Origin of the sequence: Nocardioides sp., from assembly GCF_030150155.1 — a bacterium.
Lineage (GTDB): Bacteria > Actinomycetota > Actinomycetes > Propionibacteriales > Nocardioidaceae > Nocardioides.
In genome coordinates this window covers 105,170-127,170 of sequence record NZ_JASLGR010000044.1, presented here as the reverse complement: position 1 = coordinate 127,170, position 22,001 = coordinate 105,170, and the positions used below count along the sequence as shown (strand labels likewise).

The 22,001-nt window shown below is 70.8% G+C and carries 24 protein-coding genes; 17 read left to right on the top strand and 7 right to left on the bottom strand.

Annotation, left to right across the window (positions count from 1 at the left end):
- Positions 1-40: 40 nt before the first annotated feature.
- Positions 41-970 carry an NAD(+) diphosphatase gene (gene nudC, locus Q1V88_RS14265; RefSeq protein ID WP_300681955.1) on the top strand — a complete coding sequence of 310 codons (930 nt, stop codon included), beginning with the start codon at positions 41-43 and terminating at the stop codon, positions 968-970.
- Here the strand turns inward: nudC and Q1V88_RS14260 are convergent, their stop codons facing one another.
- Genes Q1V88_RS14260 through Q1V88_RS14250 form a run of 3 tightly spaced genes read right to left on the bottom strand, consistent with a single transcriptional unit; the run spans position 971 to position 2,613 of the window.
- Positions 971-1,465 carry a PH domain-containing protein gene (locus Q1V88_RS14260; protein WP_300681954.1) on the bottom strand — a complete coding sequence of 165 codons (495 nt, stop codon included), beginning with the start codon at positions 1,463-1,465 and terminating at the stop codon, positions 971-973. It lies immediately after the preceding gene.
- Positions 1,466-1,504: 39 nt separating this feature from the next.
- Positions 1,505-1,756 carry a mycoredoxin gene (locus tag Q1V88_RS14255; RefSeq protein ID WP_300681953.1) on the bottom strand — a complete coding sequence of 84 codons (252 nt, stop codon included), beginning with the start codon at positions 1,754-1,756 and terminating at the stop codon, positions 1,505-1,507.
- Positions 1,757-1,800: 44 nt separating this feature from the next.
- Positions 1,801-2,613, bottom strand: coding sequence for an SDR family NAD(P)-dependent oxidoreductase (locus Q1V88_RS14250; RefSeq protein ID WP_300681952.1), 813 nt, complete (start codon positions 2,611-2,613; stop codon positions 1,801-1,803).
- Between the two features lie 104 nt (positions 2,614-2,717).
- Between Q1V88_RS14250 and Q1V88_RS14245 the strand changes: the two genes are divergently transcribed.
- From Q1V88_RS14245 to Q1V88_RS14215, 7 genes are all read left to right on the top strand, one after another.
- Positions 2,718-3,545 (top strand): carbon-nitrogen hydrolase family protein, encoded by an 828-nt coding sequence (locus Q1V88_RS14245; protein ID WP_300681951.1) that lies wholly within the window; start codon positions 2,718-2,720, stop codon positions 3,543-3,545.
- A 4-nt stretch (positions 3,546-3,549) separates the two neighbouring features.
- A complete protein-coding gene (locus tag Q1V88_RS14240; protein WP_300681950.1) occupies positions 3,550-4,008 on the top strand; it encodes a hypothetical protein in 459 nt (152 codons plus the stop codon).
- Positions 4,009-4,053: 45 nt separating this feature from the next.
- On the top strand, positions 4,054-6,105 hold the full coding sequence (locus Q1V88_RS14235) for an ATP-dependent helicase (RefSeq protein ID WP_300681949.1): 2,052 nt from the start codon (positions 4,054-4,056) through the stop codon (positions 6,103-6,105).
- A gap of 421 nt (positions 6,106-6,526) precedes the next feature.
- Positions 6,527-6,835, top strand: coding sequence for a WhiB family transcriptional regulator (locus Q1V88_RS14230; protein WP_300681948.1), 309 nt, complete (start codon positions 6,527-6,529; stop codon positions 6,833-6,835).
- A 62-nt stretch (positions 6,836-6,897) separates the two neighbouring features.
- Complete coding sequence (locus Q1V88_RS14225; RefSeq protein ID WP_300681947.1) at positions 6,898-7,053, top strand: hypothetical protein; 156 nt, start codon at positions 6,898-6,900, stop codon at positions 7,051-7,053.
- A gap of 37 nt (positions 7,054-7,090) precedes the next feature.
- On the top strand, positions 7,091-7,900 hold the full coding sequence (locus Q1V88_RS14220) for a VOC family protein (protein ID WP_300681946.1): 810 nt from the start codon (positions 7,091-7,093) through the stop codon (positions 7,898-7,900).
- The gene (locus tag Q1V88_RS14215; RefSeq protein WP_300681945.1) at positions 7,900-8,322 is read left to right on the top strand and encodes an ASCH domain-containing protein; all 423 of its coding nucleotides are present in this window, start codon (positions 7,900-7,902) and stop codon (positions 8,320-8,322) included. The genes Q1V88_RS14220 and Q1V88_RS14215 overlap by 1 nt, the downstream gene beginning before the upstream one ends.
- A 73-nt stretch (positions 8,323-8,395) precedes the next feature.
- Here Q1V88_RS14215 and Q1V88_RS14210 read toward each other — a convergent pair whose 3' ends face one another.
- Both Q1V88_RS14210 and Q1V88_RS14205 read right to left on the bottom strand, forming a co-directional pair.
- The gene (locus Q1V88_RS14210) at positions 8,396-9,259 is read right to left on the bottom strand and encodes a hypothetical protein (protein WP_300681944.1); all 864 of its coding nucleotides are present in this window, start codon (positions 9,257-9,259) and stop codon (positions 8,396-8,398) included.
- A gap of 191 nt (positions 9,260-9,450) precedes the next feature.
- Positions 9,451-9,609 carry a DUF5679 domain-containing protein gene (locus Q1V88_RS14205; protein ID WP_227782839.1) on the bottom strand — a complete coding sequence of 53 codons (159 nt, stop codon included), beginning with the start codon at positions 9,607-9,609 and terminating at the stop codon, positions 9,451-9,453.
- A gap of 469 nt (positions 9,610-10,078) precedes the next feature.
- Between Q1V88_RS14205 and Q1V88_RS14200 the strand changes: the two genes are divergently transcribed.
- Both Q1V88_RS14200 and Q1V88_RS14195 read left to right on the top strand, forming a co-directional pair.
- Entirely contained in the window at positions 10,079-11,119 is a 1,041-nt protein-coding gene (locus Q1V88_RS14200; protein WP_300681943.1) for a PHP domain-containing protein, read from the top strand.
- 2 nt (positions 11,120-11,121) lie between these two features.
- Complete coding sequence (locus Q1V88_RS14195) at positions 11,122-11,733, top strand: M48 family metallopeptidase (RefSeq protein WP_300681942.1); 612 nt, start codon at positions 11,122-11,124, stop codon at positions 11,731-11,733.
- An 18-nt stretch (positions 11,734-11,751) separates the two neighbouring features.
- Here Q1V88_RS14195 and Q1V88_RS14190 read toward each other — a convergent pair whose 3' ends face one another.
- Positions 11,752-12,309: an NUDIX domain-containing protein gene (locus Q1V88_RS14190; RefSeq protein WP_300681941.1), complete on the bottom strand. Its 558-nt coding sequence runs from the start codon at positions 12,307-12,309 to the stop codon at positions 11,752-11,754.
- Positions 12,306-13,592 carry a zinc-dependent metalloprotease gene (locus tag Q1V88_RS14185; RefSeq protein ID WP_300681940.1) on the bottom strand — a complete coding sequence of 429 codons (1,287 nt, stop codon included), beginning with the start codon at positions 13,590-13,592 and terminating at the stop codon, positions 12,306-12,308. Before Q1V88_RS14185 ends, Q1V88_RS14190 begins: the two co-directional genes overlap by 4 nt.
- Before the next feature lie 48 nt (positions 13,593-13,640).
- Between Q1V88_RS14185 and Q1V88_RS14180 the strand changes: the two genes are divergently transcribed.
- The 7 genes from Q1V88_RS14180 to Q1V88_RS14150 all read left to right on the top strand — a co-directional run bounded on the left by Q1V88_RS14180 (position 13,641) and on the right by Q1V88_RS14150 (position 21,954).
- Positions 13,641-14,063 (top strand): molybdenum cofactor biosynthesis protein MoaE, encoded by a 423-nt coding sequence (locus Q1V88_RS14180; RefSeq protein ID WP_300681939.1) that lies wholly within the window; start codon positions 13,641-13,643, stop codon positions 14,061-14,063.
- A gap of 4 nt (positions 14,064-14,067) precedes the next feature.
- Positions 14,068-14,235, top strand: coding sequence for a hypothetical protein (locus Q1V88_RS14175; RefSeq protein WP_300681938.1), 168 nt, complete (start codon positions 14,068-14,070; stop codon positions 14,233-14,235).
- A gap of 13 nt (positions 14,236-14,248) precedes the next feature.
- The gene (locus Q1V88_RS14170; RefSeq protein WP_300681937.1) at positions 14,249-15,370 is read left to right on the top strand and encodes a PDZ domain-containing protein; all 1,122 of its coding nucleotides are present in this window, start codon (positions 14,249-14,251) and stop codon (positions 15,368-15,370) included.
- Positions 15,370-15,870 carry a PPA1309 family protein gene (locus Q1V88_RS14165; protein WP_300681936.1) on the top strand — a complete coding sequence of 167 codons (501 nt, stop codon included), beginning with the start codon at positions 15,370-15,372 and terminating at the stop codon, positions 15,868-15,870. The genes Q1V88_RS14170 and Q1V88_RS14165 overlap by 1 nt, the downstream gene beginning before the upstream one ends.
- Positions 15,867-18,857 carry a UPF0182 family protein gene (locus Q1V88_RS14160; RefSeq protein ID WP_300681935.1) on the top strand — a complete coding sequence of 997 codons (2,991 nt, stop codon included), beginning with the start codon at positions 15,867-15,869 and terminating at the stop codon, positions 18,855-18,857. The genes Q1V88_RS14165 and Q1V88_RS14160 overlap by 4 nt, the downstream gene beginning before the upstream one ends.
- Positions 18,858-19,020: 163 nt before the next feature.
- Positions 19,021-20,433, top strand: a complete 1,413-nt coding sequence (locus Q1V88_RS14155; RefSeq protein WP_300681934.1) for a trypsin-like peptidase domain-containing protein — start codon at positions 19,021-19,023, stop codon at positions 20,431-20,433.
- 150 nt (positions 20,434-20,583) lie between these two features.
- Positions 20,584-21,954 (top strand): GH1 family beta-glucosidase, encoded by a 1,371-nt coding sequence (locus Q1V88_RS14150; protein WP_300681933.1) that lies wholly within the window; start codon positions 20,584-20,586, stop codon positions 21,952-21,954.
- The last annotated feature ends 47 nt before the right edge of the window (positions 21,955-22,001 follow it).

Sequence of the window (22,001 nt, the reverse complement as noted above, 5' to 3'; positions counted from 1 at the left end):
GGGCTTACGCGTTATTCACCGCAGGTCTACGTTGGGGGGTGTGATCCATGCCCACGAACGCCTGCACGAGGGCGCGCACGACAGGCTCGCGTTGCATCGCGGGGATGATGACTGGGAGGCCGAACGGTGGGCCGACCCGTCGTCGCGGGTGTTGGTGGTGGCACGCACGAAGGTCGCCTCCCCGCTGACCTGGGTGAGCCCGCGGCAGGCTCCTGAGGGGCATCGCCTGCTGCTGGGCGAGTTCCGTGGCCGGACCTTCTTCGCCGTCATCGTCGGCAAGGATCACGCCGCCGAGACCTGGCGCCCGCTGCGGGCGCTGCTGCCCGAGCTGGCTGGGGTGCGGCTGCCCGATCAGGACGCGCCGGTCGCCGAGACGGCACCCGAGGCGAGCCCGTCGCTGGTCTTCCACGCGATCGGGATGGCCGAGTGGCTGGCCGCGACCCGGTTCTGCTCCCGCTGTGGTGGGCCGCTGGTGCTGCAGTCCTCGGGCCACGTGCTGGTCTGCAGTGACGGTCACCAGCACTTCCCGCGCACCGACCCGGCCGTGATCATGCTGATCACCCACGGCGAGCCGGGCTCTCCCGAGGAGGCCTGCCTGTTGGGGCGCAAGGGCGAGTGGCCGGTGGGTCGGTTCTCCACTCTGGCGGGGTTCTGCGAGCCGGGGGAGTCCCTGGAGGACGCGGTCCGGCGCGAGGTGGCCGAGGAGGCCGGCGTACGGGTGGGAGCTGTCTCCTACGTCGGCAACCAGCCCTGGCCGCTGCCGGCGTCGATGATGCTCGGCTTCACCGGCACCGCGCTCTCGCGCGACACCTCCCTGGACGACGACGAGCTGGCCGAGGTCGGCTGGTTCACCCGGGCCCAGCTGCTCGAGGGCGCCCAGGCCGGCACCCTGGTGCTCCCCGGCGGCGTCTCGATCAGCAGGTCCCTGATCGAGGGCTGGATGGGTCACCGCCTGCCGGGGAGCTGGTAATCACTCGCCCCGCTTGCCACCGTCGGTGACGTGGATCAGGTGGTTCAGCTGACGCTGGACCTCCTCGACGCGCGGGATGTCGGGGAGCTTCACCTCGCCGTCGGTACTGGCGTCGCTGATGATCAGGGTGCCGCAGCCCAGCACCCGGTCGATCAGGTCCATCTCGTACTCGACGTCACTGACGCGCGAGAGCGGGATGTCGTGCCCGCGCCGGGTCAGCACCCCGTGCCGGGTGATCAGGCGACGGTTGGTGATCGTGTACGTCGCCGCGAGCCAGTTCATCAACGGCCACACACACCAGATCACGAACGCGGCCACGACCAGGATCCAGACCACGATCTGGAGGATCGCGGTGCTGGTGCGGATCTGCACCGCCAGCCCGATCGCGAGGCTGACCACCAGCACGATGGCCGGGAGGATCAGCGCCTTGGGGTGCGTGCGCGTGCTGACGACGACGTCCTCGCCGTCGTTCAGCAGTCGAGTGGAGATGCCCATAGGGGCATCATCGCATCGCGACGCGGCCGGGGGCAGGCCTCAGCCGAGGGAGGCCAGCTTCTCCTTGACGTCGCGCAGGCTCGGGTTGGTCTGCGCGGAGCCGTCGCTGTAGACCAGCGTGGGCACGGTCCGGTTGCCGTTGTTGACCTTCTCCACGATCTCCGCGGTGCCCGGCACCGCTTCGATGTCGATCTCCTCGAAGGTGATCCCCTCGCGGCCGAGCTGGGCCTTGAGGCGCTGGCAGTAGCCGCACCAGGGGGTGGAGTACATCGTGAAGGTCGCAGTGCTCATGTCGGGCCAACGAGCTGGGGGCGAGGGTTTGTTCCCATGCGGGCTCAGGACGCCCCGCGCCCCGTCACGTGACCCAGTAGGCCGATCCGGCCCGGCGCGATCCGCGCCCAGGCGTCGATCAGGTGGGCGTCCGGGCCGGCCACGACCCGGGCCCGGCCGTGCTCGATGGCGTTGCCGACCCGACGGGCCAGGCGCTGGGGGGAGCGCATCGCGATGCCGGTGAACCGGGAGCGCCCCATCTCGGTGAGCTTGGTGCCCATCGAGCCGCGGGCGCCCTCGGTGATCGCGGTCCGGTGGGCGCCGGGGAAGACGGTGGTGACGCCGACCTCGGTGGCGACCAACTCGGCACGGAGCGCCTCGGAGAAGGTCTTCACCGCCCCCTTGGTCAGCGCGTAGCTGGCGTTGTGCGGCATCCCCATCAGTCCGACCATCGAGGAGACGTTGACGATGTGCGCCTCGTCGGCCTCCTTGAGCAGCGGCAGGAACGCATGGCAGCCGTGCACGACGCCCCACATGTTGATCCCGACGATCCACTGCAGGTCCTCGATCCGCTCCTGCTCGAAGACACCTGCTGAGGTCACACCGGCGTTGTTGACCAGGATGTGCACCCGCCCGTGCGCGGCGACCACCTCCGCTGGCAGCGCCGCCATCCGGGTGGCGTCGGAGACGTCGGCGACATGGGTGGAGGCGTGCCGACCGAGCTCACGCACCGCCGCCGCGGTCTCCTCGATCCCCTCGGGACGGATGTCGACCGCGGCGATGTGGCAGCCCCTCGTGGCGAGGTCCAGGGCGATCTCACGGCCGATGCCGGAGCCGGCACCGGTGATCACGGCGACGCGGTTGTGCAGGGTGCGCATGGGGAGTCCTGTCGGCAGGGGAGAGGTGAGGCAATAGTAGAACATGTTCTAGGTGGTCGCGGTCTGCGCGGCGGTGCGGACGGCCGCGACCCTAGGCTGAGCAGGTGCTCACCCTCGCCGCCGTCCAGGCCGAAGCGCTCCCCGGCGAGGTCGAGCGCAATGTCGCCTCCGCGGCCCGGTGGGTGCGCCGCGCGGCCGAGGCCGGGGCCGACGTGGTGCTCTTCCCGGAGGCCTTCGTCACCGGGTACGACGACCAGGTGTTCGCCCGCGCGCTGCCGCGGCTCGACGAGGACCGGTGGGTCGCCCCGCTCCAGGCGGCGGTCGAGGAGACCGGTGCGGTGGTGGTGCTCAACACCGCACTCTCCGGTGCTGGGGCGGCTCGGCTGGCCGATGTGGTGCTGGCGCCGGGGGAGCGGCCCGTGGCGGCGTACGCGAAGCAGCATCTCTACGCCTCCGAGCGGCACCGCTTCGTCGCCGGTGAGGGCGGGGCGAGCCTGGTCGTCGCCGAGCGGCGGCTCGGCCTGGCGGTCTGCTACGACGCGAACTTCCCCGAGCACGCCGCTGACGCGGCGGCCGACGGCGTCGAGGCCTACCTGTGCAGCGGGGCGTTCTTCCCCGGCGGCGAGCGCCGTTGCGAGCTGCACATGGCCGCACGGGCTCTGGACAACGGGATCTACGTCGCGTTCGCGGGCCTGGTCGGGGCGCCGAGCTCCTTCATCGGCGGCACCGCGATCTACGACCCGTTCGGCACGGCGGTGGCCCGGGTCGAGGGCGGCGAGGGGCTCGCGATCGCCGCGCTCGACCCCGACCTGATCGCGCAGGCGCGGGCCGGGCAGCGGATGTGGGCCGAGCGACGTGCCGACCTCGGTGTCCGGTCCGTCCGCCGGGCCGACGTCAAACTGGCTCGGCCGGGCACGGAGTCCTTACCCTGAGGGTGTGTCTTCCCTAGGTCGCCTGTCCAAGATCAACCTTCTCGCGGCCATCCGGGACTACCCGAAGGATCCGGAGGCGCTGAGCGAGCGCTACGAGGAGCTCGGCCTCGACGCCGAGGCCGCCGACCTGATGGTGGTCGAGCGCGGGAAGCAGTACGACGCCCGGGTGCTGGTCGTGGCGGCGTACCGCAAGCTCACCGGTGACCTGCTGAGCGAGGACGAGCTGCCCGCCGACCTGCGGACGGTCCTGACCCGGCTCGAGCTGACCGTGATGAGCCTGCGCGAGGCGATCGCCGCCGACACCCTCAAGTCCGCCCGCTCGCGGGTGCCCGGCTCCGCGCGGCCGACCCGCGCCACCGCCCGGCCGACCCCGGCCGTGCCCGAGACGCCCGCCCCGGCGGTCTGCCCGCGCTGCTTCATGCAGCTGCCGGCCGGCTCGAAGGCCTGCGACTACTGCGACTGACCCGTCGATCGGGTTCTGTCGGCGGGGGAGTCTAGGGTTGATCGCGTGCCTGACCCCGACCTTCTGCTCGACGCGCTGGACCCCGAGCAGCGGCGGGTCGCCGAGGCGTTGCGAGGCCCCGTGCGGGTCCTGGCCGGAGCCGGCACGGGCAAGACCAGGGCGATCACGCACCGGATCGCGTACGGCGTCGCCACCGGCGTCTACGCCCCCAGCGAGATCCTCGCCGTCACCTTCACCACCCGCGCCGCCGGCGAGATGCGGGCGCGGCTGCGGGGGATGGGCGCCGGGGCGGTTCAGGCCCGCACCTTCCACTCCGCCGCGCTGCGCCAGCTGCGCTACTTCTGGCCGCACGTCTACAAGACCGAGCTGCCTTCGCTGATCGAGTCCAAGCTCCCGATCGTCGGCCAGGCGGCCCGGCGGCAGCGGATGAGCACCGACCAGGCCACCCTGCGCGACCTCGCCTCCGAGATCGAGTGGGCCAAGGTCTCCAACGTCCACCCCGACTCCTACGCCCAGGTCGCACCGCGGCGCGGTCGCTCGGTCGACGGCGTCGATCCGGCCTCGGTGGGCAAGGTCTTCGCCGCCTACGAGGAGACCAAGCGCGGCCAGGGCCGGATGGACATGGAGGACGTGCTCCTCCTCACCGCCGGGATGCTCGCCGAGGACGAACGGGTCGCGGCCCAGGTGCGCCGGCAGTACAAGTGGTTCGTCGTCGACGAGTTCCAAGACGTCTCCCCGCTCCAGTCGGCCCTGCTCGACCTGTGGCTCGGTGGCCGCGACGAGATCTGCGTCGTGGGCGATCCGGCGCAGACCATCTACTCCTTCGCTGGTGCCGACGCCGACTACCTGCGCGGCTTCACCCGCAAGTTCGACCACGTCACCTCGATCGAGCTGGTCCGCAACTACCGCTCCACGCCGCAGGTGATCACCATCGCCAACGACCTGCTCAAGGGCACCGAGTCGGCCGGCGTCGACCTGCGCGCCCAGCGTCCGGCGGGGCCCGCGGTCGGCTTCTTCGGCCGCACCGACGAGGTCGCCGAGGCCAGCGCGGTGGCGGCCCAGATCAAGGCGCTGCGGGCCGAGGGCCGGCCCTACTCCGAGATCGCGATCCTGTTCCGGATCAACGCCCAGTCCGAGGCCTACGAGGAGGCTCTGTCGGCGGCGAGCATCCCCTACACGGTGCGCGGTGCGGCACGCTTCTTCGACCGTGCCGAGGTCCGTGAGGCCGTCACCCGGCTTCGCGGTGCGGCCCGCTCCGGTGAGGCCGACGAGCTGCTGGAGACGGTGCACGCCACCCTGGCCGGGATGGGCTGGACCCAGCAGCCGCCCTCGGCGCGGGGCCAGGTCCGCGACCGGTGGGAGTCCTGGCAGGCCCTGGTCGACCAGGCCACGGCGTACGTCGAGGCCAACCCGTCGGCGAGCCTCTCCGACTTCGTCGACGACCTCGACCATCGCGCCGCCGACCAGCACGCCCCCGTCGCCGACTCGGTCACCTTGGCGACGTTCCACGCCGCCAAGGGCCTGGAGTGGGACTCGGTCTTCCTCGTCGGCCTCCAGGACGGCACGCTGCCGTTCTCCTACTCCCTCGACTCGCCGGCCGCGATCGAGGAGGAACGACGCCTGCTGTACGTCGGCATCACCCGCGCCCGACGCGACCTGTCGCTGTCGTGGGCTGCCGCTCGCCAGCCCGGCGGGCGCGGCTCTCGCAAGCCCTCGCGGTTCCTGGAGCCGCTGCTGCCCGACTCCGCCCGTCCCGCCCCGGCCGCCTCCCGCGGCAGCCGCGGCGCCCGGATGTGCCAGGGCTGCGGCCGGCCGCTGACCACGTCGACCGAGAAGGCCCGACGCCGTCACGAGGAGTGCCCGGCGCCGTACGACGAGGCGCTGTTCGAGGCGCTGCGCTCGTGGCGCAAGGCGACCGCGGAGGAGATCTCCAAGCCTGCGTTCGTGGTCTTCACCGACGCCACCCTGGAGGCGATCGCCGAGGCCGCGCCGACCTCGATGGCTCAGCTGCTCCGTCTGCACGGTGTCGGGCGGACCAAGCTGGAGACCTACGGCGAGGCAGTGCTCGAGGTCGTTCAGGCCCACGTCTCCGCCTGATCCAGGCGCGTTCAGAAGCACGTTCAGAAACAAATGAATTAATTCGTTTGCGCTCTCCCTGGGATGACTCGTAGGGTCATCTCGTCCCGAAAAAGCACGAGTGGTTCGTGTGTGATCCCGCCGAGGAGGTGGCCCTGATGATGAAGCTGAAGACGCTCAAGCCGGCTTACAAGCCGTCTTCCGTGCTGTCCGCCGTCGTCTGCGACCACCTCCGTCCCGAGGGCCGCAATGTCACGACCGGTATTTGGGCCGCAACGGCCACCCGATGGGGGACCCCTGCCTGGAGCTCACTGACGTCGTAGGAACGACGATCAGCAGCCACCAGGCCGCGGAACCCGAACAACGGGTCCGCGGCCTTTCTGTTTCTCAGACCCCGATTTTTCACAACGTCATTCGCCCACTCACCCCTAGGAGATCTGTCATGACCACCAGCGTTCTCGATCGCGCCTACCAGGCGCCCGAGGCTGGGCTCGCCTACCTGGCGGACACGGTCAATCGCGAACTGCTTCCCTGCCGGGTGAACAACCCGGAGCTGTGGTTCGCCGAGTCGCCCAGCGACGTCGAGTCCGCCAAGGCCCTGTGCCTGGCATGCCCCCTGCAGTCCCTCTGTCTCGACGGTGCCCTCGCGCGCCGCGAGCCGTGGGGCGTGTGGGGTGGCGAGCTCTTCCTCCAGGGCGTCGTCATCCCCCGGAAGCGGCCGCGTGGGCGGCCGCGCAAGGACGCGGCATGAGCCGTGGACCTTCCACCCGTTCCGCCATCACCTCACCTTCAGGAGACACCACCGTGGACTTCATGGCCGAAGACCTGGTGCGCGCTCACTCCGAGGCGCACCTGAGCCAGGCGACCGAGATCCGGCGTTCCTATGAGATCGCCCGAGCCCGGCGTCTGGCCCGCAAGGCAGAGCGTGCCGCCCAGGCAGCACGCCTCGCACTCGCTCGGGCACTGTGACCCTCGCCCGAGCCGGTGAGCCGCTACGGTGGCCGCGATGAACGACGTCGCGGCCACCGTGGCCCCCACCTGGACCTGGCTCAACGCCACCCTCGACCTCCCCGACGAGAGCTTCGGCCTCGGGAAGGCGTTCTGGGGTGCCGCGACCGGGTTCCGCCCCCAGCTGTCCTCGGACAACGACCCCAACTACGCCGTGCTCCAGCCCGAGACCGGCACCCCCTACCTCTGGCTCCAGCGTCTGATCGACGGTGAGCCCGGTGTCCACCTCGATCTGCACGTCGGACCGGGTGCCTCGGGCAGCGTCGACCTCGCCGGGGCCGTCCGCCACGCGGAGCGGCACGGCGCCCGTCTCGTCACCCAGACGTCGTACGCCGTGATGGCCTCACCCGCCGGGGTGCCGTTCTGTCTCCTCCCCGACTCCGGCACCAACGCTCCGATCGCCCCGGCGCCGGCTGCCTGGCCCGGCGGACGCTCGCGCGTCGATCAGGTCTGCCTCGACATCGCCTCGGAGGCCTGGGACGCCGAGTGCGCCTTCTGGGCGGCCCTGACCGGCTGGCCGCTGCGCGGCGACGACGCCTGGGCGCGGCTGTGGACCCCTGCGGCCTGGCCGCTGCGGGTGCTGCTCCAGCGGCGGCAGGTGGGGGAGACCTCGTCCCACCTGGACGTCTCCTGCGACGACCGGGCCGCCGAGCTGGCGCGCTGGAGCGACCTGGGCGCCCGCGTGATCGGGGAGGGCCCGCGCTGGACCGTCGTCGAGACGCCCGGTGAGCTGGTCACCTGCCTCACCACCCGGAGCCCTGACACCGGCCGCATCCCCGCCGACGTCCCGCCGCCCGGAGCGCCCTGATGAGTGAGGATCTGCCGATCGGGGAGTACGCCTTCCCCGGACCGCTGCGCGACCGCCTCGTGGGCGCCATCCTCGCCGGGGAGAAGACCTCGACGTCGTCGCTGGTGATCGGGTGGGAGCACGACGGCGAGCCGCTGCCGCAGGTCGGCGACCGGGAGGCGGTCGTCGACTCGGACGGTCAGCCGGTCTGCGTCACCGAGAACGTCGCCGTCACCGTCTGCCGGCTGGCCGACGTCACGCTGGAGCACGCGATCGCCGAGGGCGAGGGGTTCAGCACCGTCGCGCAGTGGCGCGCCGGGCACGAGGAGTTCTGGCACTCGGCCGAGGTCCGTGCCGAGCTGGACGACCCGACCTTCACCGTCGACGACGACACCCTGGTGGTCTGTGTGGCCTTCCGCCTCCTCCGCCGACTTCCGGGTTAACCACCGCCGAGATCCGGGTTCACCACGGGTGAAATCCGGGTTCGCCACGGGTGAGATCCGGGTTCACCACACCTCACGCGCCGTCGGCGAGGAGCTGGGTGGCCCACGAGCAGCCACAGGCGGGGTGCTGGGCCCACGGGGTGCGCGACGGCAGCCCGCGGCGGTCGATCGTGACTGTGGCGCCCCAGGTCGCCGGGGTCTCGCCGTCGATCCAGGCGAGTACGTCCCGGGCGATCAGGGCGAGCGCGAGGTGGGGCAGCACCAGCGGAAGCGGTGGGGACATGGCCTCGCGGTGGGCGGCCTGCTCGACCAGGAGTGGCCAGCGTGGATCGAGGTCGCGGCGGGCGGCGTCGGCGCACCGCAGGCACGGGCTGTGCCCCGGGACCAGGAACGGGCCGATCTCGCTGCGGCCCTCCGCGAAGGAGACCGGCAACGTCGGCGTAGCGACCTGGTCCAGCGACTCGCGCGGCACCACACCCGCCACCATCACGACCGTCACACCGACACCGGCCGCGGTGTGCAGCGGGTCCGGCACGGTCGCGTCGGTGGAGCAGGTACCGATGCCGTCGGCGTGCAGCAGGGCAGCCAGCGCACGGCTGAGGTCGTCGGGGCCCGAGACGGCGACACCGGCGGCCGCACGCGCCTGGCTCCGTCGCGGCCAGTCCGGGCCGTACGCCGAGGCCTGGTGCCGCTCATCGTGCCGGGCCGGGGCCTCCAGCAGCAGGCCCGCCGTACGGAGCCGGGTCAGTGCCTGCGCCGCCGCAGGCTCCTCGGCCGGCACCACCGAGAGCGTCCCGTCGGTGAGATCGTGCAGGAGGCGACGTACGGCAGGGTGATCCGGCAGTACGACGCGGGTCGGATGCTCGAGTCCGACCTGCAGGTGATGGTCGTCGCGGCGCAGCACCTCGAAGCCGGGCCGCAGGAAGGGGCGTCTCATGGCGCCGAGGGTGGCACGAACGGTCCCTGCGGCGCGGAAGTTCTCCACAGGCTGCGGTGGTGAACCCGGATCTCACCGGTGGTGAACCCGGATCTCGGCGGTGGTGAACCCGGAATTCGACGACAAGGCCCCCGGACCAAACGAGTGGTCCGGGGGCCGAAGTCTGTTGCTCAACTCGCGAAGGCGAATCCTCAGGCCTTGCCGAGGATGCGGTTGAGGTTGGTGCTGCAGACCGGGCAAACGGCCTTAGCCATCTTGGTGCCCTTGTCGTTGACCTTGATCTCGCCGGTCGCCTCGCGCTTCTCCTTGCACTTCACGCAGTAGAACTCGCCGCTCCAGGTCTCAGCCATGATGGCCCCCTTGCCCTAGGTATTTCGATGGTCATTGCGGTTCGGTCCTCGTGAGGAGGGCCTTGCCGAAGCTGGGGCGCTGTGCCCCGAACCGCCTCGACCCTACGGCACGCTCAAGCGTGAAGCACACTTCGAGTGAGCGTGTCGCGGTCGAAACGAGAGCGAGACCCCCGGTGTCCTGGATCGTCCCGGGCCTTCCCCTTGCTCAGGACGTCCGGCGGCGCCGGGGGTCTCATCTGAAGAAGAAACCTAGGAGGCCTCGGTAACGCCGTCAACGCGCAAAATTCCACCCCTGTGGAAAACCTTGTGGACAGCCTGTGCGAAACGCCGTGGAGCCTGTAGACAACCTAGGGAGAGGGCTGTGGGTAACCCCTCCTCGTCGGACCCGAAACGCCGCTCTGACCTGCACGGATGGCGTTTCCCCAGGTGTGGAGGAAAAATTGTGGAGGTGGAATCCACCCCAGATGCCGTGTCGGCCTTGCGTCGGATCGCTTTTTTACTCGAGCGCGCTCGTGAGGACACCTACAAGGTCAAGGCCTACCGCGCCGCCGTCACCACGCTGAGCACCCTGAGCCAGGACGAGATCGCCGCCCGTGTGGCCGCCGGTACCCTCACCGAGCTGACCGGCATCGGCGCCACCACGGCGGCCGTGATCACCCAGGCGACCCGCGGAGAAGTTCCCGATCGTCTTCGGCGTGTCGAGGAGGAGTACGGCGGCCCGCTGACCGCCACGGGCCAGGCGACCCGCGCCGCGCTGCGCGGCGACCTGCACTCCCACAGCGACTGGAGCGACGGCGGATCGCCGATCGCGGAGATGGCCCGCACCGCCGCCGAGCTCGGCCACGACTACCTGGTCCTGACCGACCACAGCCCCCGGCTCAAGGTCGCCCGGGGCCTGTCCGCGGCCCGGCTGGCCCAGCAGCTCGACGTGATCGAGCAGGTCAACGCCGACCTGGCCGCCGATCTGGCCCCGAACGCGAAGGGGGAGCGGTTCCGGCTGCTCAGCGGCATCGAGGTCGACATCCTCGACGACGGCGGTCTGGACCAGAACGAGGAGATGCTCGCCCGCCTCGACGTACGCGTGGCGAGCGTGCACAGCAAGCTCGCGATGCCCGCGGGCGCCATGACCGCCCGGATGGTGGCCGCCGTGGAGAGCCCGTTCACCAACGTCCTGGGCCACTGCACCGGCCGCCTCACCGGCGGCAGCCGTGGCCGGCGCGAGGAGTCCGAGTTCGACGCCCGGGCCGTCTTCGAGGCCTGTGCGGCCCACGACGTCGCCGTCGAGATCAACGCCCGGCCCGAGCGCCGCGACCCGCCGACCCGGCTGCTGGAGCTCGCGATCGAGGTCGGCTGCCTGTTCTCGATCGACTCCGACGCGCACGCCCCGGGCCAGCTCGACCTCCAGATCTACGGCTGCGAACGGGCCGAGGAGCTCGGGCTGGTACACGACCGGATCGTGAACACCTGGCCGATCGACCGCCTTCTGGGCTGGGCTACGCCTAAGGTCTAGGCATGGCAGACCCATCGGGGAGTGGCCCGAAGATCGAGGTGCGGCGCAGCAAGCGTCGGCGCCGGACGGTCTCTGCCTACCGCGACGGCGACACCATCATCGTGCTCATCCCCGACCGCCTCTCCAAGAAGGAGGAGGCCGAGTGGGTCGAGCAGATGGTCGCCCGGCTGCAGCGCTCGGAGCGGCGCAAGCGCAAGAAGCCCAGCGACGCCGACCTGATGCGTCGGGCCCGCGCGCTCTCGGACTCCTACCTCGGCGGGATGGCCAACCCGGAGTCGGTGCGCTGGGTGACCAACCAGCGCTCGCGCTGGGGCAGCTGTACGCCGAGCGACCGCGCGATCCGGCTCAGCACCCGGCTCCAGCCGATGCCGTCGTGGGTGATCGACTACGTGCTGATCCACGAGCTCGCCCACCTGCTGGAGCCCAACCACGACACCAAGTTCTGGGCGTGGGTGGACCGCTACCCGCAGGCCGAGCGTGCCAAGGGCTATCTGCTCGGCTGGTCCACCGCCGCGCGCCTGGACGAGCCGCCGGGCCATGCCGACGACGGCACCGACGATGACGACTTCGACGACGTCGAGGGGTTCGACCGCGAGCTCGACCCGGTCGACTGAGTCGACAGCGCAGAGCCCCTAGGAGCCCGCGACCGCGGCGAAGCGCTCCCGGGCGATCCCGATCAGCGCGAGCATCGACGCCTCCTGGGTGGGCACGTCGTCGACGTCGAACCAGCGCAGGTCCAGGGACTCGTCGCTGATCTGCTCCTGCGCGTCGGCCCCGGCGCGCGCCACGAACCGGATGTCGAGGTGGTGCACGTGGCCGTGCGGGGTGCAGAAGTCCACCGGATGGACGTCGAGCTGGGCGATCTCGGGGTCGACCTCGAACGCGCTCAGCCCCGACTCCTCCGCCAGCTCCCGGGTCGCCGCGGCCAGCGGCGAGGCGTCCTCGGGCTCGCAGTGGCCGCCGAAGGCGACCCAGATCCCGGCCTTGCCGTGCAGGTTCAGCAGCACCCGGGTGCCGGTGTGGTCGAGGACGAGTGCGCCACAGGTGATGTGGTCGGGGGCACTGGTCCGCGAGGTGCCGTTCGGATCGGACTCCAGGTAGGCCACGAACCGGTCCCGCAGCGCGGCCTGCTCGGCCGAGGGCGCCGTCCAGCCGCGCAGGGCGGCCAGGGTGGCGTCGTACAGGCTCACGCCTGCTCGCCGTCAGCGCCGTCGGTGCCGTCGGTGTCAGGCTTGGCCGGACCGTCGAGCAGTGCCTGCAGGCCGGCGTCGAACTCGGCGTCGGTCAGCTCCAGGGCGTCGGCACCCTCACGGAAGCCGAGCGGGTCGTCCAGGTCGGCGGCGGTGGGCAGCAGCGCCGGGGACATCCAGACGCCGTCGCGCGCCTCGGCACCCTGCCGGGCCCGCAGCGAGCCCCACAGCGTGGCGGCGTCGCGCAGCCGGCGCGGACGCAACTCCAGGCCGACCAGGGTGGCGAAGGCCTGCTCGGCCGGGCCGCCCTCGGCACGCCGACGACGGAACGCCTCGGCCAGCGCGGTGGCAGCCGGCATCCGCTCCCGGGTGGCCTCGGTGACGATCTCGTCCACCCAGCCCTCGACCAGGGCCAGCACGATCTCCAGGCGCTCCTGGGCGGCGCGCTGGGCCGGGGACGGCTCGATCGCGAAGAGGCTGGCGTCGCCCATCAGCTCCTGCATCGCCGCGGGGTCCATCGGGTTCATCCCCGACAGCTTGTCCTCGACCTGGCGCTGGATCGCGCCGAGGTTGACCTCGACCCCGGCGGCGTACGCCGTCACCGCGTCGATCACGTGCTGGCGCAGCCACGGCACCCCGGCGAAGAGCCGCTGGTGGGCCGCCTCACGCAGCGCGACGTAGAGCAGCACGTCGGCCTCGGAGACGCCCTCGAGCCCCTCGGCGAAGGTCTTGAGGTTCTGGGTGAGGATCCCGGCCCGGCCGGGGGTGGACAGCGGGATGCCGATCTCGGAGCTGGCCAGCACCTCGCCGGCGAGGGTGCCCAGACCCTGGCCGGCCTGCTGGGCGATCATCGCGCCGATCGCCTTGCCCATGAAGCCGGAGAACGGGCCGGCCACGGCCTTGAGGTCCTCGGGCATCTGGTTGCCGACGGTGCGCACCGAGGACGCGGCGATCGGCTCGATCAGGCCGTGCCACACGTCGGCGGTGTTGACCAGCCACTCGGCCTTGGACCAGGCCTGGGCGGTCTGCACGCCGCTGGGGAAGGAGGTCGTGGGGTCGATCCACAGGTCCGCGAGCCGGAGCGCGTCGGCGGTCGCCGAGGACTGGCCCGCGGTCGGGGTCGGGTCGGGCGTGGCCGCAGCGGCCTTGCGGGCGAGGTCGAGCGTCGCGGGCCAGTTGATCGGGCCGTCGTAGTCGCTGAACAGCGACTGCACCTGGGCGAACAGGGCGTTCAGGTCGAACGGGAGGTCGCCACCACCGAAGGGGTTCGGATTCTCAGCCATAGGTCAAGACTAGGGTGTGGGTGGGAGCGACGCCCTAGGGTGAGGCGGGTGAACGTCGTACGCCTCGTCGCTCTGCGCGAGCCACCGCTGGACGTGGCCGAGGTGATGGCCGCGCTCGACGACCCCGCCTGCGGGGGAGTCGACCTCTTCATCGGGCGGGTCCGCGACCACGATCACGGCTCCGGGGTGAGCGGTCTGGTCTACGAGGCGCATCCGCAGGCCCTGGCCGAGCTGGAGGCCGTCGCCGCCGAGATCGCCGCCGCCCATCAGGTCGGCGCGGTGGCCGTGATCCACCGGGTCGGCTCCCTGGAGGTCGGCGACCTCGCGGTCGTGCTCGGCACCGCGGCGGCCCACCGTGGCGACGCCTTCGAGGCCACCCGGGCACTGATCGACACCCTCAAGGAACGGGTGCCGATCTGGAAGCACCAGCGTTTCGTCGATGGCTCCACGGAGTGGGTCGGCCTACCCTGAGGGGGTGCTGATCCTGCTCTGGCTCCTGCCCGCGGTCGTGGTGACGGTGCTCGCCGCGCTCTGGGTGAGCTGGCGTGGTCGGGAGCGGCCCGAGATGAGCCGCGAGGAGGCCGCGCGGCGGATGGGCGAGGCGCTGGCCCGGGGCCAGCAGAAGCAGGTTGGCCGGTTCTGACAGTCTTGGGCCCATGTCTGGGCCTGAGACGACCCCGCCGCCGACGCCTACGGGCGACCCCGGCTTCGTGATGTCACGACGCGTCTGGGCGGGGGTGATCGCGCTGGTGCTGACGGTCTGCCTGGCCGGCGTGGTCTTCCTCGCGCCGATGCCGTACGTCGTCTACCGGCCCGGTCTGACCGTGGACGTCCTGGGCAGCAACGATGGCAAGCCGATCGTGGAGGTGCCCAGCGGGTCGTCGTACAAGGTCTATCGCGACGACGGTCAGCTGCGGATGGTGACGGTCTCGGTGACCTCGCCCGACACCAAGCTGCACCTGGTCGACCTGGTCGGGGCGTGGCTGAACAAGCGCGACGCCGTCTATCCGTGGGACTCGGTGTACTCCAAGGGCGAGTCCAACGACCAGTCCCGGGCCGAGGGTGCCGCGCAGATGGCCTCCTCCCAGGACACCGCGACCGCGGTGGCGCTGCGTGAGCTCGGCGCGAAGGTCCCCGAGGTCACCAAGATCGTCCAGGTGGTCAGCGGGGAGCCGGCCTCGGGCAAGCTCAAGTCCGGCGACACGGTGGTCGCCGTCGACGGCGCGAAGGTCGACCCGGACGGGCTGCTCAAGGCGATCCGCAGCACGCCGACCGGCGCCTCCCGCGACGTCACCATCGTGCGCGACGGCAAGACCCTGCACGTCTCCCTCACCCCGAAGGACCACGACGGCACGCCGCGGATCGGGGCCAGCATCGGGATCGGCTACGACCTCCCGGTCAAGGTCGGGGTCAACATCAGCGACTCGATCGGTGGCCCCAGCGCGGGTCTGATCTTCAGCCTCGCGATCTACGACACCCTCACGCCCGGCTCCCTGACCGGTGGCAACACCATCGCCGGCACCGGCGAGATCGAGCCCGACGGCTCGGTCGGCGCGATCGGCGGCATCCAGCAGAAGATCGCCGGGGCGACCCGCGACGGCGCCAAGCTCTTCCTGGTGCCCGCCGACAACTGCGACGAGGCGATCGGCGCCGTCGACGCGGAGAACAAGAAGATCAGGCTGGTGAAGGTGACGACCATGCACGACGCCCGTGAGTCCATCCAGAGCTGGGTCGCCGATCATGACGCCACGCTCCCGACCTGCAAGGCTGCTTCGTGATGAGTGAGTCGACCTTCGCCCCAGATGCAGCCCTGTCCGACGTCGTGATGGAGCTGGAGGCCCACGCCGCCCAGTCCGGCTGGGACCGTCCGGCCACCCTCTACGCCCTGGTCGACACCGCCGCGTTCGCTGCGGCCCAGCCCAGCCTGGCCTCGCTGCTCGGCCTGGAGCCGGGCCAGATCGAGCCCGGCAGCCTGACCCCGATCGAGCAGGACCACTTCGACGAGCCGCTGGAGCAGGTGCTCCCGACGATCGCGTTCGACGACAACGTGGTCGGGATCGCGGTCGTGGTGGAGCGGCCCGCCGAGGCGGGCGTCCCCACCGCGGAGGGCGGCGAGCAGGAGCACATGCGGGTGATCGCGGGCGTGACCCGCGCCGGATCGGCGTACTGCGCGGCGCGCTCGCGGGTGCACGATCGGCCCGAGGCCGTGGTGACCGGGGACGATCTGGTGCCCGCACTCGTTGATCTCCTCCGTGCTGTGCTCGAGGAGGACCAGTGAGTGACCTGTTTGACGACCCCGGACCCGTGCAGGGGGTGTCGCGCCGCACCCGGACCGTGATCTGGGTGGTCATCATCGCGATCGCCGCGCTCTTCGCGCTGACCGGCTTCGCGGGACTGTGGACCGACCACCTCTGGTTCGACGCGCTCGGCTACGGCTCGGTCTTCACCAAGATCGTGTGGGTCAAGATCGGCCTCTTCCTCGGCTTCGGCCTGGTGATGGCGGTGGCGCTGGCGGCGGCGATGTGGGCCGCGTTCCGCACCCGCCCGTTCCTGCACCCGGCGATGCTGCAGTCGGGCACCGAGCGCTACCGCGAGGCGATCAACCCGATCCGCACCTACCTGTGGCTCGGCATCTCCCTGGTCGGCGGTGCCTTCGCCGGCGCCTCGGCGGCCGGCAACTGGCGCACCTTCGAGCTGTGGCTGCACGGTGGCTCCTTCGGTCAGAAGGACCCGTACTTCCACAAGGACCTCGGCTTCTACGTCTTCGACCTGCCCTGGCTGCACATGGTGGTCTCGTTCGTGATGGCCGCCGCCGTGATCGCGGTGGTCGCCAACCTGCTCGTCCACTACCTGTACGGCGGCATCCGGCTGCAGAGCCCCGGTGACCGTCTCTCCGGGCCGGCCCAGGTGCAGATCTCGGTGCTGCTGGCCATCTTCGTGCTGGCCAAGGCGGCCGACTACTGGCTCGACCGCTACGACCTGACCACGTCGGACTCGCCGCTGTTCACCGGCATCGGGTTCACCGACGACCACGCCGTGCTGCCGGCGAAGTCCACCCTGACCGGGATCGCCCTGATCTGTGCGGTGCTCTTCCTGGTCAACGTGTGGCGACGCACCTGGCTGCTGCCCGGTGTCGGGGTCGCGCTGATGGCGGTCTCGGCGATCCTGCTCGGCCTGATCTGGCCCGCGATCGTGCAGGGCGTCCAGGTCAACCCGTCCAAGCAGGACAAGGAGAACTCCTACCAGGCGACGAACATCGCCCAGACCCGGCAGGCGTTCGCGATCGACGACCAGCACGTCACGGTCAGCAACTACGACCAGGACGCCAAGGCCCAGGAGACCACGGCCACGGCCCTGGACAACCAGACCCGCTCGGCCCCCTTGGTCGACCCGAAGCTCGTGCACGACCTCTTCCAGGAGCAGCAGCAGGGCCGGTCGTACTACGGCGTGGCCAGCAACCTGGACGTGGACCGCTACGACATCGCCGGCAAGGACCGCGCCCTCGTGCTCGGTGTGCGTGAGCTGACCCAGTCCGGGCTCAGCACCAAGGACCAGAACTGGACCAACCTGCACACCGTCTACACCCACGGCTCCGGTGTGATCGCGGCCTACGCCAACCAGCGCAACAAGGCCGACACGGCCGAGTCGAGCGACATCCAGTTCGCCGAGGGCATCGAGCCGGCCCAGAACGACCTGGTGACGGCGGGGCCGGGCGAGTTCGAGCAGCGCGTCTACTTCGGCGAGGACTCGCCGACGTACTCCATCGTCGGACGCGAGAAGGGTGCCGCCCCGGTCGAGGTCGACCTGGGCACCGCCAGCAAGTCGGGCACCACCGTCACCGACCCGTCCAAGGGGGCGAAGACCGCCGAGGACACCACCTCGACGTACGACGGCAAGGGTGGCGTCAAGATCGGCTCCACCTGGCGCCAGCTGCTCTACGCGATCAAGTTCAACTCGGCGAACATCCTGCTCTCCTCGCGGGTCAACGCGAACTCCCAGGTGCTCTACGACCGCACCCCCAAGGAGCGCGTGGCCAAGGTCGCGCCGTGGCTGACGCTGGACGACGACGCCTACCCGGTGGTGGCCGACGGCCGGATCACCTGGGTGCTCGACGGCTACACCACGACGAGCCGCTACCCGGGCGCCGAGAAGGAGTCGTACAAGACGATGACGGCCGACTCGCAGAAGACCGACACCGGCCTGCGCACCGTGCCGACCGACGAGATCAACTACATGCGCAACGCGGTCAAGGCGACCGTCGACGCGTACGACGGCACCGTCACGCTCTACGCCTGGGACGAGTCCGACCCGATCCTGAAGGCCTGGTCCAAGGTCTTCCCCGGGACGGTCAAGGCCAAGTCGCAGATCCCGACGTGGCTCACCCCGCACCTGCGCTACCCCGAGGACCTGTTCAAGGTGCAGCGCTACCAGCTGGCCAAGTACCACGTCACCAGTGCGTCGGACTTCCTCAACGGCTCGGACTGGTGGGAGGTCCCCACCGACCCGAACCTGGGGGCGACCTCGACGGCGCTGCAGCCCGCCTACCGGATGTTCCTCGACCAGAAGGACGCGACCACCGGCACGCAGGCACAGACCTGGTCGTTGAGCACCACGTTCACGCCGTACCGGCGTAACAACCTGTCCGCGGTGATGACGGTCAACTCCGATGCGACGTCGGCCGGCTACGGCAAGATCCAGGTGCTGGAGCGACCCGACCAGCAGACCCAGGGGCCGAGCCAGGTCGCCTCGGACATGAAGAACAACGCCGCGATCCGGCAGGCGCTGCTGCCGTACACCAGCTCCCAGGGGCTGCTGAACTACGGCTCGCTGCTGACCATCCCGACCAGCTCGCACGGCCTGGTGTACCTGATGCCGGTCTATGCCCGGCAGGCCACCACGTCGCCGTACCCGGTGCTGGCCTATGTGCTGGCCTCCTACGACAACAAGGTCGGCTACGGCAGGACGCTGGCCGAGGCGCTGAGCTCGGCGCTGGTGTCGAAGGACACCGGCTCCGGGACGGGCAGTGGAACCGGCTCGTCGACGCCGTCGGCCAGTCCGTCGGCGTCGCCGTCGGGCGGTGCCTCGCCGTCGACGACGCCGAGCACCCCGGCCGGCAACGCGACGGCCAAGCAGCTCCTCGACCAGGCCCAGACCCTCTTCACCGACGCCGATGCGGCGGGCCGACTGGGGGACTACGCCAAGCGGGAGGCCCTGCTCAAGCAGGCCGAGGAGAAGGTGCAGGCCGCGCTGAGCAAGCTCCAGTAGCACCGAGCGACACGAATCGGGCCGTCCCTGCGGGGGCGGCCCGATCGTCGTTCTCAGGAACCTTGTAGGCAGTTCCTGGGTCCTCCTTCGACGTTTTCCAGTGATGTCACAGATTCGGTGGAGAGCATCGTCATGAAGGTCCTACGAACTGGAGATGAGACCGATGAGCGACAGCGAAGCCTCGAACCCCACGCCTGAGAACGACGGCACCGACACCGCCGCCACCCCTGTTCCCACCGCGGCCGCCCAGGCCCCGACCTGGGTCCCGGTCCAGTTCGCCACCCCGGCTCCCACCCCCGAGCCGACCGTGGCGCACCGTCGCCGGCTGCCGGCGAAGTGGCGTCTCGGGGTGGCGGCGACGGCGGCCTTCCTGGTCGGCTGCGGCACCGCCGCCGGGGTCGGTGCCGCCGTCTACGGGCACAACGACACCGGCTCGAACCAGGCCAGCACCGCGCAGAACGGCTACAGCCAGACGCTCCAGACCTACGGCAACGGCCAGAGCACGCAGGGCAGCCAGAGCACCCAGGGGTACGGCGGCTACGGCTCGTCGGAGTCGGGCTCGGGCTCCGGCTCGTCGACGTACGGCCAGTACCCGCAGTTCGGTGACTTCTCCCAGTTCGGCCTCTCCGACCCGACCCAGAGCGGCGGCTCCAGCGCCCAGGGCGCGACCGCCGACTCGACCAGCGACGCCACCGCGGCGCAGTCCCAGGGCCTGGTCGAGATCACCTCGACCCTCAACGGCGGCACCGCCGCCGGGACCGGGATGATCCTGACCTCCTCGGGCGTGATCGTGACCAACCACCACGTGGTGGCGGGCGCGACCTCGGTGAAGGTGACCGACGTGTCGACGGGGAAGACCTACGAGGCGACGTACGTCGGCGGCGACGCCACCACCGACGTGGCGGTGCTGCGGCTCAAGGACGCCAGCGGACTGACCCCGGTCAGCTTCGCCAGCTCGGCGGCCGCCACCGGCGACACGATCACCTCGGTCGGTGACGCCGGAGGTGACGGTGGCTCGCTGACCGCCTCGCCCGGCACGGTCTCCGCCCTCGACCAGAACATCACGGTCTCCGAGGACGACGGCAACACGGCGACGCTGAGCAACCTGATCGAGCTCGACGCCTACATCGTCCCGGGCGACTCCGGCGGCGCGGTCTTCGACTCCTCGGGCGACGTGGTCGGGATGAACGTGGCGGCCAGCAGCGGGTCGAGCACGGTGGTCGGCTACGCGATCCCGGCCAGCACGGTCGAGTCGATCGCCCAGGACATCCTCTCGGGCACCAGCTCGAGCCAGATCAGCTACGGCTACACCGGCTACCTGGGCGTCGGCCTCTCGGCCACGTCGAGCGGCGCTACCGTCGCCGAGGTGGTCACCGGGGAGGCCGCCGCGAAGGCCGGCATCACCGCCGGTGACACCATCACCGCCTTCAACGGCACCGCCGTGACGTCGGCCTCGCAGCTCCAGGAGCTGGTCGCCGGAACCACCCCGGGGCAGAAGGTCAAGGTCACCTGGCAGACCTCGAGCGGGACGTCGAAGTCCGCGACGGTCTCGCTGGGAACGGGTGCGATCGCCTAGTCGATCCGACCCGACTGGAGCGGGCGTTGGTTCCTCGTGGAGGGGGGAATCAGCGCCCGTTCCGGCGTCTGCGTCCAGGGCCGATCCGGCAGGTGGGACGGGGGTCTCGACAACGTGATCGGGCTCACCCGCACCGATAGGATTCGGGGTATGACGCGTTACCTTCCTGACGGCAAGAAACTAGTGTTCGGGGCGGCCACAGCGTCGTACCAGATCGAGGGCGCGATCACCGAGGACGGGCGCGGCGTCTCCATCTGGGACACGTTCGCGGCCAAGCCCGGAGCGGTCAAGGACGGCAAGGACGGGCGCCACGCGCCGGACTCCTACCACCGCTACGAGGAGGACGCCCAGCTGGTCGGCGACCTCGGCGTGGAGTACTACCGCTTCTCGGTGGCCTGGCCCCGGATCATCCCCGACGGCGTCGGCCGGATCGAGACCCGCGGCCTGGACTACTACGACCGGATGGTCGACGCCATGCTCGCCCGCGGCGTGACGCCGACGGGCACGTTCTACCACTGGGACCTCCCGCAGGCCCTGGAGGACCGCGGCGGCTGGCTGGACCGTGGCACCGCCGAGGCGTATGCCGACTACGCGATGGTCGTGCACGACCGGCTCGGTGACCGGGTCAAGGTCTGGGCCACGCACAACGAGCCGTGGTGTGCCGCCTATCTCGGGTACGCCGCCGGGGTGCACGCCCCGGGTCTGCGTGCCGGAGGCCAGGCCCACCGCGCCGCCCACCACCTGATGCTCGGTCACGGTCTGGTCGCCCAGCGCCTGCACGAGCAGGGCAACTCCGACGTCGGCATCGTGCTCAACCTGGCCCCGATCTGGCCCGAGAGCGACGACCCGGAGCTGCTGCTGGCCGCCGACGGTGTCGACGCGGTGCGCAACCGGGTCTGGCTCGACCCGCTGGTCGACGGCGCCTACGACGAGGGTCTGCTCCGGGTCGCCCCGGAGCTCGCCGACCCCGAGCTGGTCCGTGACGGCGACCTCGACCTGATCAAGGGCTCGGCGGACTGGGTGGGGATCAACTACTACACCCCGGTCCGTCCGGGGAAGGCCGCGCCGCTGGCGCCGGGGGAGACCCAGCACCCCGAGACCGACGCCTACCCGGGCGTCGAGCCGGTCACCTTCGTGGTCCGCGACCCCCGCACCGACATCGGCTGGGAGGTCGAGCCCGCCGGTCTGGAGGAGCTGCTGATCACCACCGCGAAGCGGGTCGGCGTGCCGGTCCTGATCACGGAGAACGGTGCGGCGTACGCCGACACCGAGGTGGTCGACGGCGTGGTCGCCGACGACGACCGGCGTGCCTACCTGGAGGGGCACATCGCCGCCACCGAGCGGGCCCGTGCCGCCGGTGCCGACATCCGCGCCTACATCGTGTGGACGCTGCTGGACAACTTCGAGTGGGCCGAGGGCTACACGAAGTACTTCGGCATCGTGCACGTCGACCCGGAGACGAAGGACCGCACGCCCAAGGCGTCGTACCGCTGGCTGCAGTCCTACCTCGCGGAGCGCTGAGCCCACCACTGAGGCAAACAACAAGGCCTTGATCCTCCGAGGAGGAT